The sequence below is a fragment of the Aminiphilus sp. genome (genome assembly GCF_029975095.1).
Lineage (GTDB): Bacteria > Synergistota > Synergistia > Synergistales > Aminiphilaceae > Aminiphilus.
Map to the genome: position 1 here is coordinate 1 of NZ_JARKPW010000235.1, position 15,450 is coordinate 15,450.

The 15,450-nt window shown below is 65.1% G+C and carries 16 protein-coding genes, 1 tRNA gene and 2 pseudogenes; 2 read left to right on the forward strand and 17 right to left on the reverse strand.

What is annotated here, in order from left to right:
* Positions 1 to 34: 34 nt before the first annotated feature.
* Positions 35 to 310 (forward strand): annotated as a pseudogene (locus Q1K49_RS14410) (transposase); the annotation flags it as partial.
* Between the two features lie 68 nt (positions 311 to 378).
* On the opposite strand, the pseudogene Q1K49_RS14415 reads toward Q1K49_RS14410, so the two are convergent.
* The 17 genes and pseudogenes from Q1K49_RS14415 to miaA form a co-directional block, all read right to left on the reverse strand.
* Positions 379 to 744: pseudogene (locus tag Q1K49_RS14415) on the reverse strand (ATP-binding protein).
* 15 nt (positions 745 to 759) lie between these two features.
* Positions 760 to 857 (reverse strand) — tRNA-Sec (locus Q1K49_RS14420).
* A 73-nt stretch (positions 858 to 930) separates the two neighbouring features.
* Positions 931 to 1,503, reverse strand: coding sequence for a sigma-70 family RNA polymerase sigma factor (locus Q1K49_RS14425; protein WP_300526665.1), 573 nt, complete (start codon positions 1,501 to 1,503; stop codon positions 931 to 933).
* A gap of 238 nt (positions 1,504 to 1,741) precedes the next feature.
* Entirely contained in the window at positions 1,742 to 3,046 is a 1,305-nt protein-coding gene (locus Q1K49_RS14430; protein WP_300526666.1) for a thymidine phosphorylase, read from the reverse strand.
* Complete coding sequence (locus tag Q1K49_RS14435; protein WP_300526667.1) at positions 3,043 to 3,903, reverse strand: purine-nucleoside phosphorylase; 861 nt, start codon at positions 3,901 to 3,903, stop codon at positions 3,043 to 3,045. Before Q1K49_RS14435 ends, Q1K49_RS14430 begins: the two co-directional genes overlap by 4 nt.
* Positions 3,904 to 4,065: 162 nt before the next feature.
* The gene (locus Q1K49_RS14440) at positions 4,066 to 5,295 is read right to left on the reverse strand and encodes a tyrosine recombinase XerC (RefSeq protein ID WP_366146078.1); all 1,230 of its coding nucleotides are present in this window, start codon (positions 5,293 to 5,295) and stop codon (positions 4,066 to 4,068) included.
* A gap of 156 nt (positions 5,296 to 5,451) precedes the next feature.
* Positions 5,452 to 6,138: an NUDIX hydrolase gene (locus Q1K49_RS14445; protein ID WP_300526668.1), complete on the reverse strand. Its 687-nt coding sequence runs from the start codon at positions 6,136 to 6,138 to the stop codon at positions 5,452 to 5,454.
* A gap of 32 nt (positions 6,139 to 6,170) precedes the next feature.
* Positions 6,171 to 6,731, reverse strand: coding sequence for a 2-oxoacid:acceptor oxidoreductase family protein (locus Q1K49_RS14450; RefSeq protein ID WP_300526669.1), 561 nt, complete (start codon positions 6,729 to 6,731; stop codon positions 6,171 to 6,173).
* 16 nt (positions 6,732 to 6,747) lie between these two features.
* On the reverse strand, positions 6,748 to 7,491 hold the full coding sequence (locus Q1K49_RS14455) for a thiamine pyrophosphate-dependent enzyme (protein ID WP_300526670.1): 744 nt from the start codon (positions 7,489 to 7,491) through the stop codon (positions 6,748 to 6,750).
* 16 nt (positions 7,492 to 7,507) lie between these two features.
* Positions 7,508 to 8,569 carry a 3-methyl-2-oxobutanoate dehydrogenase subunit VorB gene (locus tag Q1K49_RS14460; RefSeq protein ID WP_300526671.1) on the reverse strand — a complete coding sequence of 354 codons (1,062 nt, stop codon included), beginning with the start codon at positions 8,567 to 8,569 and terminating at the stop codon, positions 7,508 to 7,510.
* Between the two features lie 8 nt (positions 8,570 to 8,577).
* Positions 8,578 to 8,802, reverse strand: a complete 225-nt coding sequence (locus Q1K49_RS14465) for a 4Fe-4S binding protein (protein ID WP_029166591.1) — start codon at positions 8,800 to 8,802, stop codon at positions 8,578 to 8,580.
* Complete coding sequence (locus Q1K49_RS14470) at positions 8,795 to 9,565, reverse strand: hypothetical protein (RefSeq protein WP_300526672.1); 771 nt, start codon at positions 9,563 to 9,565, stop codon at positions 8,795 to 8,797. Before Q1K49_RS14470 ends, Q1K49_RS14465 begins: the two co-directional genes overlap by 8 nt.
* Positions 9,562 to 10,500 carry a methionyl-tRNA formyltransferase gene (gene fmt, locus Q1K49_RS14475; protein ID WP_300526673.1) on the reverse strand — a complete coding sequence of 313 codons (939 nt, stop codon included), beginning with the start codon at positions 10,498 to 10,500 and terminating at the stop codon, positions 9,562 to 9,564. The genes Q1K49_RS14470 and fmt overlap by 4 nt, the downstream gene beginning before the upstream one ends.
* Positions 10,501 to 10,502: 2 nt before the next feature.
* Complete coding sequence (gene def, locus Q1K49_RS14480; protein ID WP_300526674.1) at positions 10,503 to 10,988, reverse strand: peptide deformylase; 486 nt, start codon at positions 10,986 to 10,988, stop codon at positions 10,503 to 10,505.
* Positions 10,989 to 11,072: 84 nt separating this feature from the next.
* Positions 11,073 to 12,623 (reverse strand): S1 RNA-binding domain-containing protein, encoded by a 1,551-nt coding sequence (locus Q1K49_RS14485; protein ID WP_300526675.1) that lies wholly within the window; start codon positions 12,621 to 12,623, stop codon positions 11,073 to 11,075.
* Positions 12,598 to 13,479 carry a 4-hydroxy-3-methylbut-2-enyl diphosphate reductase gene (gene ispH / locus Q1K49_RS14490; protein ID WP_029166596.1) on the reverse strand — a complete coding sequence of 294 codons (882 nt, stop codon included), beginning with the start codon at positions 13,477 to 13,479 and terminating at the stop codon, positions 12,598 to 12,600. Before ispH ends, Q1K49_RS14485 begins: the two co-directional genes overlap by 26 nt.
* A complete protein-coding gene (miaA, locus tag Q1K49_RS14495) occupies positions 13,476 to 14,516 on the reverse strand; it encodes a tRNA (adenosine(37)-N6)-dimethylallyltransferase MiaA (protein ID WP_366146079.1) in 1,041 nt (346 codons plus the stop codon). The genes ispH and miaA overlap by 4 nt, the downstream gene beginning before the upstream one ends.
* Positions 14,517 to 15,047: 531 nt before the next feature.
* Between miaA and Q1K49_RS14500 the strand changes: the two genes are divergently transcribed.
* Positions 15,048 to 15,440: a bacteriohemerythrin gene (locus Q1K49_RS14500; RefSeq protein WP_300526676.1), complete on the forward strand. Its 393-nt coding sequence runs from the start codon at positions 15,048 to 15,050 to the stop codon at positions 15,438 to 15,440.
* The last annotated feature ends 10 nt before the right edge of the window (positions 15,441 to 15,450 follow it).

Sequence of the window (15,450 nt, forward strand, 5' to 3'; positions counted from 1 at the left end):
GACCGGAAAGAAGCATAGCAGTCGTTTCGCTGGAATGAAAGCCCTTTTCGGGAACGAAACGGACGCCCTGAAGACCCTGATGAAGGAAGTGTTGCAAGACATCCTTGACGGGGAAATGACGGAACTCCTTGGAGCCGAACGCCATGAGCGCAACACAGAACGTACGGGTTATCGGTCAGGCTACGATACCCGAAGTCCGGTCACGCGAATCGGCAAGCTGGAACTGCGGATTCCCAGAGACCGCAACGGAGAATTCTCCACTGCGCTGTTCGAGCGTTATCAGCGCAGTGAGAAGGCATTGGCGGCGGCGAGGAGCGGAAATTGGTTTTGTCAATGCAAATTTGATCACCAGGGACAGCCGAATTTTGACCACCCTGGTCATTCTTCCGCAGCCGCCGTTTTGAGTTGTATGTGGCTTCTCTTTCTTCCCTCCCTCAGGGTTTCCTTCAGTCTGTAACTTTCCCACGTGCACTCGATGATGTACGCCTTGTGGGTCATCCGGTCGAGCAGGGCCGCCGTCATGTTCGGATCCCCGAAGACCTACGTCCAGCTTCCGAATCCGAGATTCGTCGTCACGATGACCGATCCCCGCTCGTGCCGTTCCGCGAAGATCTGAAACAGCAGTTCTCCGCCTTCCTTCGAAAGTGGAGCAGTCGGTGGAGCAGTCGGTGGAGCAAAAAGGGAAAAAGCGCTTCCTGAGTGTAGCGAACGGCTCTCGGTTCTTTTCGAAGTAAGCAATTGCAACTATCGAGAGTGTTCTGGCGGAGGCGTGTGGGAATCGAACCCACCCGGGGCGCCGCTCAGCACCCCACACTGGGTTTGAAGCCCAGGGACAGCACCAGCCACCACTCGCCTCCGCGTCGCTCCGTCATTGTAACGGTGCCGGTTTGTCCTGTCCAGCACTGGAGCTATGCGATATTCTGATGTGAGTTATTCCGTTTTCGAGGGGTCGCGCTCCGCCACAAGGCGCCGGGCCTTGTTCCGTACCCGGGCTAGGGCATTCTCCACCCTTTTGTAGGGCCAACCGAGAGTTCCCACGGCGCGGCCCACGCTGCCGCAGGCCCAAAGGGCGTCCACGGCGGCGATCTCCACGGGGGTGAGTCGGTCCAGCAGGTGCCCCAGAAACTCCCGGTCCTCGGCGATTCCGAGCAAATCCTCCCCGACTTCGAGATCCTCCAGGCTGACCGTCTCGTCTACCAGGTCCTCCCGGGAGGACGAGGTCCTCCGCAGGTAGGAGATCATGGCGTTCCGTGCGCAGGAGCAGGCGAAGGAGGCGTAGGAGCCCCGATCGGGATCAAAGGAGCCGGCGCTGCGACAGAGCGCGAAGAGACCCTCCTGGATGAGATCATCCTTGAGATGGGCATCGTTGCCGGAAAGAATGCCCGCCTGTTTGCGGACAAAGGGAAGAAACGCCACGAGCACGCTCTCCAGATCCGCCGCGTCCCGCCGGTCCTCGGTCGGTGTCCGCCCCATCGTCTCCACCACCCTCATGTTCGGATGCAAAGCCGTCGTCCTTCTTCGCCGCCGCTCCGCCGCCATCCAGCTCCGCGCTCTTCCCGCCGCACGTCCGCTTCTCCAGCAGTTCCGCAAGCCCCGTGCGCCCTTTCCTCTACCGCGCCGCAGGCCTTGCCGCGACCGGCAACGGACATCCACGAGCACCCGCAGACATTCGGCCGTCTCCCCAAAGGAAGGAGGTCTTTCACCGGTCCGGTCCGGTCCGGTCCGGTCCGGTCCGCTCCGGTCAGTCCACAGCCTCCAGCACCACCGAGCGACGGGGCGGCTGTTCCTGCACGATGACGAGAGCGTCCCGAAGGGCGTCCTTCGCCTCGGCCAGCCGGGCTTCGTCGTCGTAGTGGAGCCGCAGCACCGGAGATCCCGCCTCTACGGCCCCACCGGGACGCACCAGAACCTCCGCGGCGACGCCGGGATGGATGGCATCGTCTTTGTGCAGCCGCCCGCCTCCGAGGAGGCGCATCGCGACGCCCACTTTCCGGGCGTCGATCCGGTCGAGCCACCCCGTTTCGGGGGCGACGAGATCCCACCGCGACGGCGCCAGGGCAAGCACGCCCTCGGGATCGTCCGCCACGCCCGGAGTGCCTCCCTGGGCGGCGACGAAGCGGCGGAACATCTCAAGCCCCTCGCCGCTGCGGAGCGCCTTCTCCACCCTGCGGAGCCCCTCTTCGCGGGAGGATGCGGCCCCGGCAAGGACGAGCATGGCCCCCGCGAGGGCGAGGGAAAGTTCCTCCGTGTCCTTCGGCCCCCGTCCCTGCAGGGTGTGCACCGCTTCGAGCACCTCCGCGGCATTGCCGATCCACCGCCCCAGGGGCACGTCCATGTCGGTCACGAGCGCCTTGGCCTTGCGTCCAAGGTCTCGGGAAAGATCCACGAGTAGCCGGGCCAGGTTCCGGGCATCCTCGCGGGTGCGCATGAAGGCCCCGCTGCCGCATTTCACGTCGAAGACGAAGCCCGAGGCGCCTCCGGCGAGTTTCTTGCTCACGATGCTGCTGGCGATGAGAGGCAGGGAGGGAACGGTTCCCGTCACGTCCCGCAACGCGTAGAAGAGCCCCTCCGCGGGAGCGATTTCGAGAGAATGTCCCGCCACGGCGCATCCCACGGTGCGCACCAGCTCTTGAAGCTCCTCCAAAGAAAACCCCGATCGGAAGCCCGGAATGGATTCGAGCTTGTCCAGGGTACCCCCGGTGAAATCCAGCCCCCGACCGCTCAGCTTCGACACGGGAACGCCGCAGGCCGCCACGAGGGGCACCACCACGAGGGTGCCCTTGTCCCCCACGCCGCCCGTGCTGTGCTTGTCCACGGCGTGCAGCTCCTCCGGCAGGCGCACCATGTGCCCCGACTCGGCGAGGGCCTCGGTGAACGCCCGCAATTCCTCCGGAGAAAGCCCTTGAAAGTACACCGCCATGAGCCACGCCGCAATCTGGTAGTCCCGGAATTCTCCCTTCCGGCAGGCGAGGACGAACTGCCGCAGCTCCTCCGGCGTATGGCACCCTCCGTCGCGCTTCGTCTCGATGAAGACCAGGGGATTCATGATGTCCCCCTCCTCTCTTCTTCAAGGGACGCAACGACGCCTACCACCAGGCGCGTGAGCCGATCCGCGGCGCGTTCCATTTCGTCCAGCACTTCCTGGTGCGTGAGGGGTGATGCGGTCATGCCCGCCGCGTAATTGGCCACGCAGGAGACGGCGAGGATGCGCATGCCCATGTGCCGCGCCACGATGATCTCCGGCACAGTGGACATGCCCACCAGATCCGCCCCCAGCACCCGGGCCATGCGGATCTCCGCGGGGGTCTCGAAGGAGGGCCCGGCAAAGGCGATGTAGACGCCCCGCTTCAGGTTCACCGACTCCCGCAGGGCCACCTCCTCCGCCAGGGTCATGAGCTTTTTGTCGTAGGCGAGGGTCATGTCGGGAAAACGGGGACCCCAGTCGTCCTCGTTGGGACCGAAGAGAGGATTTGCTCCCATGAGGTTGATGTGGTCCGCCACGAGCACCAGATCGCCGGGCAGGAGGCCGTAGTGGACGCCCCCCGAGGCGTTGGTGGCGAAGAAGACCTCCGTGCCCCAGCCGCCGAAGACCCGCACGGGAAAGGTGATCTCTCGCATGGAATAGCCTTCGTAGTAGTGAAGCCGCCCCTGCATGGCCACCACGGGCACGCCCTTCAGGTGCCCCGCCACAAGGCGCCCCTTGTGCCCCGGCGCGGTGGAGAGCGGCCAGTGGGGAATCTCGCCGTAGGGGATCACCACGGGGTTCTCGATGGCCTCGGCCACACTGCCGAGCCCCGAGCCCAGCACCACCGCGGCCCGGGGCACAAAACCCACGTTGCGGGCGACGAAAGCCGTCGCCTCTTCCACATGCCGCCTGTATTCCGCACACTGTTCCTTGGACATGGAGAAAACCTCCTCGAAGAAAATCTGCCGCCGTCGTCGGACATCCGCCGACAATCCGAGGCGCCGCGCAACTATCAGCATGCGGGGTGCGGTCGCCGGTCGCGCCATCAGGGGGCATCCGGACACCCGCCCTGGGCGGAGCGGCCGGGGCGACTGCGCCTCCTACGCCCTGGGATGGCAGGAGTCGTACACGTCCCGCAGCTCCGCGTCGAAATGAGTATACCGCTCCGTGGTGGCGATGGAGGAATGTCCGAGGAGTTCCTGAAGGGTTCGCAGGTCCATCCCTCGGCGCAGCAGATGCGTTCCGAAGGAATGACGCAGCACGTGGGGGTGCAGCCGGGATGCGGCGATTCCCGCTCCCTTGCCCCTCCGGCGGATGATGCGCCACACATCCTCCCTGCCCAGAGGGCCGCCGGTGCGACTCAGAAAGACCTCCTCCCGGGCCGCCGCGTCGAGGGAGGGGCGTCCCTGGTGAATGTAGCGCCGCAGCATCTCCCGTACCTCTCCGAGCAGGGGCACCGTCCGTTCCTTGTCCCCCTTGCCGATGGCCCAAAGCCGCCCCCCGGAGAAGTCCAGGTCCCGCAGCCGCAGCGTCACCAGTTCCGACGCACGGAGGCCGCAGCCGTAGGCGGTCTCCAGGATCGCCCGGTCGCGCAGGTCCAGAGGAGCCGCGCCCGCGCAGGAGGCGAGCAGCCGCTCCACCTCCCCCTCGCTCAGGATCTGGGGCAGCCTGCGCCCCTTGTCCGGCAGGGGAATCGCGGCGTCACCGCCGGGAAACCACCCCTCCAGGACGAGAAAGCGCATGCACGACCGGATCGCCGCCGCCCGCCGCTGTATGGTGGCCTTGCTCTTTCCCTGGAAGGTCAGAGCTTTGAGATAGGCCCCGAGCCCTTCCGGCTCGGGAGGAAAGGGGGCGACACATCTTCTCCGGCAGAAGGCGGTCCAGTCCCGGAGGTCTCTTCCGTAGGCGAGGACGGTGTTCTCGCTCGCGCCGCGCTCCAGCCGGAGAAAGTCGAGAAAAGCGGCGCGCTGCTCCTCCGCGACATCCTGCCCGCCTCCCGGAAGCGTCTCGTCCTCCGCCGCGCCGTCAGGCCCGCGCACTGCGCCCGATTCGTCCGACCCGTCCGAAAGGGAGCCGTCGAAACCGCTCCGCCCTCGGCCGGATCCGTTCAGTCCGTCCGGCCCTCCGGCTTCGGCATCCACTGCACCTGCGCCCGCCGTGCCGCTTCGCAGGTGCCCCTCCCGGAGCGGACTTCCCTCCATCGGCCCCTTCCGGGAGATGCGACCGCCCCGAAGCCTCCCGCGCCGCAGGGGTTCGCCAGGCCCGTTCAGCCCGTCCGACGCCTCCGCTCCGTCCGGAGCATCCCGCAAGCGCCCGGCCTCTTCGTCCATGTCTCCTTCACCCCCTTCGGCCCGGATCCCGGCGACATTCCGCAGCCCGAAAATCCGCCCCGACCTCCGTTGCGGCGGACACCTCCGGCGTCGCCGGCCCGAAAAAAAGCGCCGGGGTTCCTGCGGCATGCCGCGGGTTCCCCGGCGCGGAACGGTTCAGCACCCCGTTCCCGCCTCCGTCTGCGTTCCCGCCTGACATGCCGTGGTCCGGCAGAGAAAGCGGCACAGTGCGACGAGGGTCTTGCCGTCCTTGATCCGTCCCTGACAGAGCAGGTCCGGAAGCTCCCGGACGGACACGGGGACGACCCGGATCGTCTCGTCGAAGTCCGGCGCCAGGGACGAGGGAAAGAGGCCCGTGGCGTGGAAGAGAATGAGCACTTCGTCGCTGAACCCCGGCGAGGTGTAGAAACGACACATCTCGTCGAAATGCTCCGCGTCGAAGCCGATCTCCTCCTGCAGCTCCCGCCGTGCGGTCTCCAGGGGCAGTTCGTCGGGCTCCATGATTCCCGCGGGCACCTCCAGGAGCACCTCCCCCACGGGATAGCGGTACTGCTCGATGAGCAGAATCTCCCCCCGGTCGTTCTCGGCGAGAATGCCCACCGCGGGGGCATGCTCCACCACCTCGCGGTTCGTCCGCTTGCCGTTCGGAAGCCGCACGCCGTCGACGCGCAGGTTCAGCACCCGTCCGCGGTAGAGCGTGCTCCCCGAGAGTTTCGTCTCGGCGAGGGCGGGATCGATGCTGTTTCCCACGACGACCTGTTCCTCTCCGTCGCCCCTGCCGTTCCGCTGCGGCGCCGCGTCCAGCTCCCGGGATCTCCTTGCGAACTCCTCCACGATGCTCATGACGCCTCCTTGTGTCGCTTCGCCCTCTTCCGTCAGCAGGATACGCCCTTTCGCACGATCTCCCGGCCCTTCTCGAAGGCGGTGATGTTCATCTCCATCATCTGGGCCTTTTTCTTGCCGAGCTTGTCCTTGATGGTGGCGAGACACGCGTCGGCCCCCACGATGTCCCCCGCCTCCACCAGCGCGCCCAGAACGACCACGTTGGCGACCTTCTCGCTGCCGAGCTCCATGGCAAGAGCGTTGGCCGGCACGGCGACGACGGTGATGTCCGTCCTGGGGTTCCTGTAGGACACCAGGTCCTCATTGTACAGGAGAATACCTCCCGGTTTCACCGTCGGTTCGAACTTCGCGAGGGAGGGCTGGTTCATGATGACCACATAGTCCGCCCTGCTCACCACGGGAGAGGCGATCTCCTCGTCGCTCACCATGACACTGCAGTTGGCGGTGCCGCCGCGCATCTCCGGCCCGTAGGAAGGAATCCACGTGACGTGGCGTCCTTCGTACATGGCCGTGTAGGCCACGAGCTGCCCCAGCGTGAGCACTCCCTGTCCGCCGAATCCGGCGGCGAGAAGGCTCCTGAAGAATTCTGCCATGATGCGGATCGCCTCCTTACTCCGGTACCTTGATGTCCCCGAGGGGATAATAGGGGATCATCTTCTCTTCCACCCAGTTCGCCGCGTCGGCGGGGCGCATGCCCCAGTTGGTGGGGCAGGTGGAAAGAATCTCCACGAAGGAAAAGCCCTTCCGGTCGATCTGGGTCTGGAAGGCCCGCTTCACCGCCGCCGCCGCCTTGGCCACGTACTTCGGCTTGGCCACGGAGACCCGGGTGATGTAGGCGGGGGCCGCGAGGGTGGCGAGCAGTTCCGCCACGCGCATGGGGTAGCCGTTCACGCCGGGGTCGCGCCCCAGGGGACAGGTGGTGGCCTTCTGCTGCAACAGCGTGGTGGGGGCCATCTGCCCTCCCGTCATGCCGTAGATGGCGTTGTTGATGAAGACCACCGTGATGAGTTCTCCCCGGTTGGCGGCGTGGACGATCTCCGCCATGCCGATGGAAGCCAGGTCGCCGTCCCCCTGATAGGTGAACCCCACCATGTCGGGACGGATGCGCTTCACCGCCGAGGCGACCGCCGGAGCCCTGCCGTGGGCGGCCTCGTACATGTCGGTGTCGATGTAGTTGTAGAGAAACACGGAGCACCCCACGGGGGCGACTCCGAAGGTTTTCTTCTGAATGCCGAGTTCGTCGATGACCTCCGCCACCAGTCTGTGGGCGATGCCGTGGGTACACCCCGGGCAGTAGTGGGTCGGCACATCCGACATGGATTTCGGGCGCTCGAAAATCTTGGTCTCCTTCATGACGTCCCCTCCCGGCCTACTTGCCCGTGATCTCGCGGATCCGGGCCTCGATCTCGTCCACCGAGGGCGCGATGCCGCCCACGCGTCCGCAGAAATGCACGGGAACGGTCCTGCCGACGCCGATTCTGACGTCGTCGATCATCTGACCGCAGCTCATCTCCACCACCAGCACGTTCTTCACGCTCCGGGGGAGATTCTCGAAGGGCGCGTAGGGGAAGGGATAGACCGAGATGGGACGGATCATTCCCACCCGGAGCCCCTCCCTGCGGAGTTCGCCTACGGCGGATCGGGCGATGCGCGCCGTGGTGCCATAGGCGGCGAGCACGATCTCCGCGTCGTCCGTCCTGTAGCTCTCGTAGCGTACTTCGTTCTTCTCCATCTCGCGGTACTTGGCCTGGAGTTTCATGTTGTGCCGCTCCAGCTCCTCCGGGTCGAGGTAGAGACTCTTCACCAGCGCCCGGGTTCCGCGCCGCTCCATGTAGCCCACGGCCCAGTCCCTCTTGTCGGGAAGCTCCATGGGCTCGGGCGTGCGGAACTCCACCGCCTCCATCATCTGCCCCATGAAGCCGTCGCCCAGGATCATCACGGGGTTTTTATACTTTTCCGCCAGGTCGAAGGCGAGCATGGTGAGATCCACTCCCTCCTGGAGGGTGCTGGGGGCGAGGACGAGGAGCCGGTAGTCGCCGTGGCCGCCGCCGCGGGTGGCCTGGAAGTAGTCCGACTGGGCGGGGAGGATGCTCCCGAGCCCAGGGCCTCCCCGGACGATGTTCATGAGCACGCAGGGCAGCTCCGCTCCGGCGATGTAGCTGATCCCCTCGGACATGAGAGAGATCCCCGGACTCGACGAGGAGGTCATCACCCGTTCTCCCGTTCCGGCGCCGCCGAAGATCATATTGATCGCCGCCACTTCGCTCTCCGCCTGGAGATACACCCCGCCGACCTCGGGAAGCCGCCTGGACATGTACTCGGGAATCTCGTTCTGGGGAGTGATGGGATAGCCGAAGAAATACCTGCAGCCCGCACGAACCGCCGCCTCCGCCAGGGCCTCATTTCCCTTCATCAGGACACGTTCGCTCATCGCCGCGTTCACCTCGCATCCTCGTCGATCCGGAAAACTTCGATCGCCACGTCGGGGCACGTGAGCGCGCACATGCGACAGGCGATGCACCCTTCGGCGAACTGCTCCGCGGGCCGATATCCCTTGTCGTTGATCCTGTCGGAAATGCGCAGAACGCTCTTCGGACAGGCCGCAACACACAGGCCGCAGCTCTTGCACCGATCCTCGATCACCGTAATTCGCCCTTTAGGCATCCACCACACCTCTCTCCCATGGCAGAAGAATACGCCGCTCCAGAGGCCAGAGCGGAACGCCCGCGAGCGTCGCCCTCTCCTCTGAAGATCCGACAACCGCGCACCACAGTGCTTCCGCGACACCCGCGTACAACAGAGGAATCCCCAGGGCTTCCGAGGCCTCTTTCGCGAGGTCGATCCCCTTTGCCACGTCCTCCATGGTCGTCTCGCCGAGACAATGGGCATTGCTCAGCAATCCCGTGATCTTAAGTCCCGTCACCATTTCGAGCTCGGCGTGGAGAACGGCGATCTTCTGCAGCGTGTTCGTCTGGGGGCGGAAGGCATTGACGACCAGAAGAAACGTGATGCCTTCTTTTTTCAGAAGCGGCGCGAACTGGGTGAGGGCCATGCCGCCCCGGACGTCTCCTCCCACATCGAGAAAAAGCCTGTCGGAGCCTCCGATGGAGCGGGACACCTCCGGAGAAAGGGCCGGTGCGTCCCCCCACCGGGCGTTCCCCGGAGAGGTGATGACCTGAAATCCTTCGGCGCGGAGCGCCTCCGCCCGTTCGCGGACACAAAAATAGGGGTTGGTGATGTCCACATCGGCGATGCGGATTCCCTCCCCCTTCTGGAGAAACGTATGGGCCAGGTTCAGAAGCCACTCGGACTTGCCCGATCCGAGGGCTCCGCCTACAGCGAGGTTGCGTTCCCAAAAATGAAGACCGATGAGGCGTTTCCGCACCAGGGCGACGTCGCAGTGCTTCAGGGCATCGACTCTGCTCATTCGAAGAAAATCCCTCCGTTTTCCCGCAGACCCCGCACCCAAGCAAGAGCGCCGCACCGGGGCTTTCCTTCGGGTTGCACCTCGAGGAGCTCCACCGCACCGTCACCGCATGCGACAATCGGGCCCCTCTCTCCAAGACGAAGCACTGCGCCGGGACGTCCTTTTCCCTCCGCAGGTCTGCTGCGCCAGAGTTTCACGCGTTTTCCTCCAAGAAAGGCAAATGCTCCGGGCGCAAGGGCGAGCGCCCGAACCCGGTTGTGCACGGCGAAGGCAGGAGCAGCCCACTCCACTCTCGCTTCTTCTTTGGTGATTTTGGGGGCAATAGTAGCGAGCCTCGAATCCTGACTTTTTTCGAGAGTATGTCCCTGCTGCAACAATTGTAAGACACGGAGCAACATTTGGCTACCCTTCAGGGCGAGAACCCGCAGCAGATCCACCGCATCGTCCTCCGGGGCCACGGCGTAGCGCTCCTGGGCGAGGATCGGCCCCGCGTCCATCTCGCGGACGAGGCGGAATACCGTGACGCCCGTCTCGGCGACACCGTCCAGCAGCGCCCGTTGGAGCGGAGCGGCCCCCCGGTAGGCGGGGAGCAGGGAGGGATGGATGTTGCAGCAGCCGAAGCGGGGAAGATCGAGAAAGGGAGGAAGGATGAGCTGGCCGAAGTCCACCACGAGGAGCGCGTCCGGGCGCTCTTCCTCCAGGACCTTCAGGAAGCGCTCCTCCCGGGAGAGTTTCTCCGAATACTCCGGCTCATAACCGGCCTGCCGCGCCGCTTCGTCGAGCGGCACGGGGCGCAGGTGCAGCCCCCGTCCCGCCGGGCGGGGCGGGGCGGTGACGACCCGGGCAAAGCGCATCTCCGCCGCGAGCGCGGAAAAGCAGGTCGCAGCGAAGAGCCCCGAGCCGAGAAACCAGTAACGCCCTTCCGGAGACACCATGGTCATTCCTTTCGTTTCTGCAGACGTCTTTTGATGAGATGCCGTTTCATAGGCGAGACGTTGTCGATGAGAAGTTTCCCGTTGATGTGGTCGATCTCGTGGGAAAGCGCCCGGGCGGCGAACTCCTCCCCCGTGATGGTGCGGAGATTCCCGTTCTCGTCCCGGGCCTCCACCACCACCCGGCGAGGACGCGTCACCTTCTCGAAGATCTCGGGAAAACTCAGGCACCCCTCCTCGCCCACCTGTTCCCCCTCGGCCTCGACGATTCGGGGGTTCACCAGGACATAACGCTCTCCCTTGAGGACCACCACGACGACCCGCCTGGAAACGCCCACCTGAGGCGCCGCAAGACCAACGCCGTCCCTGGACTCCATGGTGTCCCACATGTCCCGGAGAAACGCCCGGAATGCGTCGTCGAACTCCGTGACCTCCTCCGTGGGAGCGCGCAGCGCCGGATCTGGATAAATGCACACCGGAAGTACCGCCATGCCGTTCCCTCCTGCCTGACACGACAAAGGACCGCCCGACCCGAGGGCAAGGCGGTCACTCTTTGGTCCCGTCGAATCCGGGGCCTAGCGGCCGCCGTTGTTAAACATGCCGCCCAGGTAGTCTCCGATGGTGACGGAGGCGTCCTCCTGGGGCAGAACGGTCTCCTTCTGGCGTCCCTCGCCCTGGCGGCGACGCGGCCGCTCGGAGCGCTCCTCGTCGGAGTGCCGCCGGGACTGCGCCTGCTGCTGCTCCTGGGACTCGTCGGGCTGCTGCAGCGCGCTCAGGCTGAGGCGGATGCGCCGCTCCGCGGGGTTGACCTCCAGAACGCGGGCGGTCACCTCCTGCCCTTCCTGCAGCACGTCCTCGGGCTTCTCCACCCGCTGACGGCTCAGTTGGGAGATGTGAATGAGCCCTTCCACGCCCTTCTCCAGCTCCACAAAGGCGCCGAACTCGGCGAGGCGGACCACCTTCACCTCCACGTCCTGGCCGGCGGCGTAGCGTTCGCCCACGCCGTTCCAGGGATCGTGCAGCTGCTTGTAGCCCAGGCTGATCCGCTTGCGCTCGCAGTCCACGTCGAGGATGCGCACGTCCACGGTCTCGCCCTTCCGGAGCACTTCCTTGGGATGCTTGATCCGGGTCCAGCTCAGGTCGCCGATATGGATCAGTCCCTCGATGCCGGGCTCTATCTCCACGAAGGCGCCGAAATCGGTGAGGTTCGTCACGACACCGGTGGTGAGCACGTCCTTGCCCCACCGCTCGCCCACGGTCTCCCAGGGGTCCGACTGGACCTGCTTCATGCTCAGGGAGATCCGGTTGTTCTCGCGATCGATGCCGATGACCTTGACCTTCACCGAATCGCCCTTCTTGACGATTTCCTTGGGTTTCGCGTTGCGCTGCCAGGAGAGTTCGGAAATGTGCACGAGCCCCTCCACGGGACCGAGGCTCACGAAGACGCCGAAGGACGTGATGCTGCTGACCGCGCCCTCGAGAACAGCCCCCTCCTCGACCTGGGAATAGAAGCCGTCCCGCTGATAGTTCATCTCCTCCTCCAGCACGGAACGCCGGGAGAAGACCAGGCGACGCTTCTTTCTGTCCTTTTCGAGGAGTTTCACCTCGAAGATCTCATCCACGAACCGCCCGGGGTTGACGCCCCGGCCCTCTTCCGCGAGGTGCGAAATGGGGATGAAGCCCTCGATGCCGCAGCAATCCACGATGAGACCGCCCTTGACCTTCCGGAGACCCCGCACCGTGACGACATCGCTCTTGCCCAGAGCCTCTTCGACGGCGTTCCACCGGTCGTCGAAGGCCGAGCGCCAGCGGCTCACCACAAGCTGGGATTCCTCGTTCTGGATGATGTTGATCACCTGAACGCGAATCGTGTCTCCCACGGAGGGCTCGGGTACATCCTCGACCAGAGCGCGATGGGTCCACTCCCGACGGGGAAGGAAGCCCTCGCACTTGTAGCCCACGTCGACGAGCCATCCGTCCTCGCTCGCCTCGACGATGACGCCGTCCACCAGTTTCCCCCGATGGATCTCCTGGGCCTCGTACTCCGCCAGCATGTCCTCCATCGTGGTGCTTCCGCTCTCGATGACCGGATCCATTCCTTCAACGTTGTTCTCGTGCTCCACCATTACCATCCATCCCCCTTGACGACCTTTCTGTCGCGAGCATTGATATAAGCTGGTGAATGAGCCAATCCGGAGTGCTCGCCCCGGCGGCTACGCCGATGATGGCCTTGTCCGACAACCACCCCCGATCAAGTTCCTGAGCATGTTCGATCCAGAGCACGGGTGCCCCCGCGCCCTGGGCGATCTCGAAGAGCTTTTTCGTGTTGGCGCTGTTTCGTCCACCGATAATGATAATACCATCCACTTCCGCTGCCAAGCGACGCACGGAATCCTGCCGCGCCACAGTGGCTCCGCAGATGGTATTGAACACCCGGATCTCCCGCGCCTGGGGCACCACCCGGGCCACGACGCCCGCCAGCGTGGTCTCCTTCTGTGTAGTCTGACAGACGATGCCGATTTTGTCACGCCGCGGCGGCAGGGAGAATTCCTTCATGTCGTTCAGCACTTCCGCCTCGCCCGTGACATAGCCCCGGATACCCTGCACCTCGGGGTGATCCTCGTCGCCGACGATCACCACGAAATATCCCTCCCGGGAGAGCAGTTCCGCCCGCTCCTGGGCGTTCCGCACGAAGGGGCAGGTGCCGTCCACGATCCGCCCGGCCCGTTTGCGCGCCGTCTCGAAGACCCGGGGAGACACGCCGTGGGCGCGGATGAACACCGTCGCCCCCTCGGGGATGGTATCGGGATCCTCCACCACCACGAGCCCCACCGCCTCCAGGCGGGCGATCTCCTGCGGATTGTGGATGGGACTGCCCAGAGCGAAGACCCGGCCACCGTCCCGCAGCGCGTTCTCAAGCTCCTCCACGGCCCTGCGCACACCGAAGCAGAGACCGGTAGGGTTTGCAACGACAACCTTCATGCGTCCTCCCGAACTGTACCGGGATCTCCTCCGGCGTTTTTCACGAAATGCCCCGCGAGATGTCTTCCGCAGGACTCCAGAATTGTAGCATAAGAAGACTCCTCCAAAACATGCGATGCATCATACCACAAGACCGGTGAAAATTTGCGGAACCAAGTCATCTGTCTTCGTGAAAAAGCCCGGGTCGCCGCAGCGTCTCCGTTCATCGCCTCCTCAAACGTGCACTCCCCCCGGTGGTACGCCACCAGTTCCCGGTAGCCGAATCCCTGCAGGGCGGGCATGCTCTCGTCGAAGCCGTGTTCGAGGAGCCACGCCACCTCCTCCGGAAATCCCGAGGCGAACTGTCTGCGCACCCGTTCGTTGATCCGCCGGTACAGCTCCTCCCGGGGGCGGAGCAGACCGATGTAGAGCACCGCGTAGGGCGCGACGGGAAGTGCCCCCTCCCGGTAGGTCTCCGTGGCGGGGCGCCCGGTCAGCTCGAAGAGTTCCAGGGCGCGGACGACCCGCCGCAGATCCCTGGGGTGGATCCGCGCCGCCGACGGGGGGTCCAGCTCCGCGAGACGCCGGTGCAGCGCCTCCCTCCCCACCCGGGCCGCCTCGTCCTCCAGACGCCGCCGTACCTCCCAGCTCCGGGGAAGATCCTCCGTGAGAATGCCGTCCAGGAGCGCTCTGTAGTAGAAGGGCGTCCCCCCCACCAGCAGGGGAACCCGCCCCCGGGCCCGGAGGCGGGTGATCGCCGCCCCCGCCGCCGCGGCGAACTCCGCCGCGGAATAGGGCTCGTCCGGGTCCGCCACGTCGAGAACGTGATGGACGATGCGGCGGCGCATCTCCGGCGACGCCTTGTCGGTCCCCACATCCATGTAGCGGTAGACCTGCCGGGAGTCCACGGAGAGGATCTCCGCCCCCAGGTCCTCCGCGAGGCGGAAGCTGAACTCGGTCTTGCCCACCGCGGTGGGGCCGATGATCGCCACCAGCGGCACCGTGTCGATGCCGAGGCGATCCCCGGATTCTTTTTCCGTCTCTTCCACCATGACCATGACGCGCCTCCTCGCTTCCATCCCGGGCGCTCGAAGCGCGAAACGACCACGCCGAGCTCCCGGTGACCCTGTATTGTACCATTCCGGGGCACCTTCGCCGGATTGCCTTCTTCGGCTCCCGGCCTTCCCCGAAAGACAGGAGAATCGTCGTGACCGCAGCATGCCGGAACGATCTTTTCGCAGGGCATGACGCACACGACGGCTTCCGGAGCACACCTGCAGACTCCCCCGGAAAAGCCGCCGTTCTCCGGAGATGTCCTCCCCTTTTCTTCGGTGCCCTTCCGCCGAAGTGTCCTGACTTGTGCTACACTGAAAAAACCAGAAGCGGAGATTTCCGGAAGAACGGCCCGTTTCGAACCGCACCTTCCCGCGACGACGCAGGAACGTGCGGCAGCCCGTTCGCCGGAAAAAACCTGCCGACGCGACCCGCACAGGACGGACCGTTCCGGAAAACGCCGGACCGGTACAGGGCGGGAACGCGGGAAATCCGGCGGAGAGAGAACGCAGGGAAGCGAAGAGGAGGAATAAACCATGAAAGTCGCATGGAGCGACGATCTCGCCATCGGCATCGGCATCATCGACGATCAGCACCGGAAGCTGATCGAGCGCATCGCCGCCTTTTCCGAGGCGGTGGAGCGGAAGGAGGCGGACCAGATCGACGAGACCGTGAACTACCTCGTCGGCTACGCCATCCAGCACTTCGGCGCGGAGGAACTGCTCATGATCCGCAACTGCTACGACGAGTTCGACGCGCACCGGGACGAGCACAGCTGGTTCATCAAGGAGGTCGGCCGGGTCCACCGGGACCTGGTGGAGGGAGCACTCTCTCCGGAGCGCATCACCGAACTGCGGGACCTGCTGGTCCGATGGACGCTGGAGCACATCAGCGTCACGGACAGGCGGATCGCACGGTTCATCCGCTGAGGCGGGAGGA

Bases quoted from the DNA above. Each gene is read 5' to 3' on its own strand.
- Q1K49_RS14435 (WP_300526667.1), bottom strand. From the start codon at position 3,903: ATGTCCAAGGAACAGTGTGCGGAATACAGGCGGCATGTGGAAGAGGCG.
- fmt (WP_300526673.1), bottom strand. From the start codon at position 10,500: ATGGTGTCTCCGGAAGGGCGTTACTGGTTTCTCGGCTCGGGGCTCTTC.
- Q1K49_RS14465 (WP_029166591.1), bottom strand. From the start codon at position 8,802: ATGCCTAAAGGGCGAATTACGGTGATCGAGGATCGGTGCAAGAGCTGC.
- Q1K49_RS14470 (WP_300526672.1), bottom strand. From the start codon at position 9,565: ATGAGCAGAGTCGATGCCCTGAAGCACTGCGACGTCGCCCTGGTGCGG.
- Q1K49_RS14430 (WP_300526666.1), bottom strand. From the start codon at position 3,046: ATGAATCCCCTGGTCTTCATCGAGACGAAGCGCGACGGAGGGTGCCAT.
- Q1K49_RS14485 (WP_300526675.1), bottom strand. From the start codon at position 12,623: ATGGTGGAGCACGAGAACAACGTTGAAGGAATGGATCCGGTCATCGAG.
- Q1K49_RS14445 (WP_300526668.1), bottom strand. From the start codon at position 6,138: ATGAGCATCGTGGAGGAGTTCGCAAGGAGATCCCGGGAGCTGGACGCG.
- Q1K49_RS14455 (WP_300526670.1), bottom strand. From the start codon at position 7,491: ATGAAGGAGACCAAGATTTTCGAGCGCCCGAAATCCATGTCGGATGTG.
- Q1K49_RS14450 (WP_300526669.1), bottom strand. From the start codon at position 6,731: ATGGCAGAATTCTTCAGGAGCCTTCTCGCCGCCGGATTCGGCGGACAG.
- Q1K49_RS14440 (WP_366146078.1), bottom strand. From the start codon at position 5,295: ATGGACGAAGAGGCCGGGCGCTTGCGGGATGCTCCGGACGGAGCGGAG.
- Q1K49_RS14460 (WP_300526671.1), bottom strand. From the start codon at position 8,569: ATGAGCGAACGTGTCCTGATGAAGGGAAATGAGGCCCTGGCGGAGGCG.
- ispH (WP_029166596.1), bottom strand. From the start codon at position 13,479: ATGAAGGTTGTCGTTGCAAACCCTACCGGTCTCTGCTTCGGTGTGCGC.
- def (WP_300526674.1), bottom strand. From the start codon at position 10,988: ATGGCGGTACTTCCGGTGTGCATTTATCCAGATCCGGCGCTGCGCGCT.
- miaA (WP_366146079.1), bottom strand. From the start codon at position 14,516: ATGGTCATGGTGGAAGAGACGGAAAAAGAATCCGGGGATCGCCTCGGC.
- Q1K49_RS14500 (WP_300526676.1), top strand. From the start codon at position 15,048: ATGAAAGTCGCATGGAGCGACGATCTCGCCATCGGCATCGGCATCATC.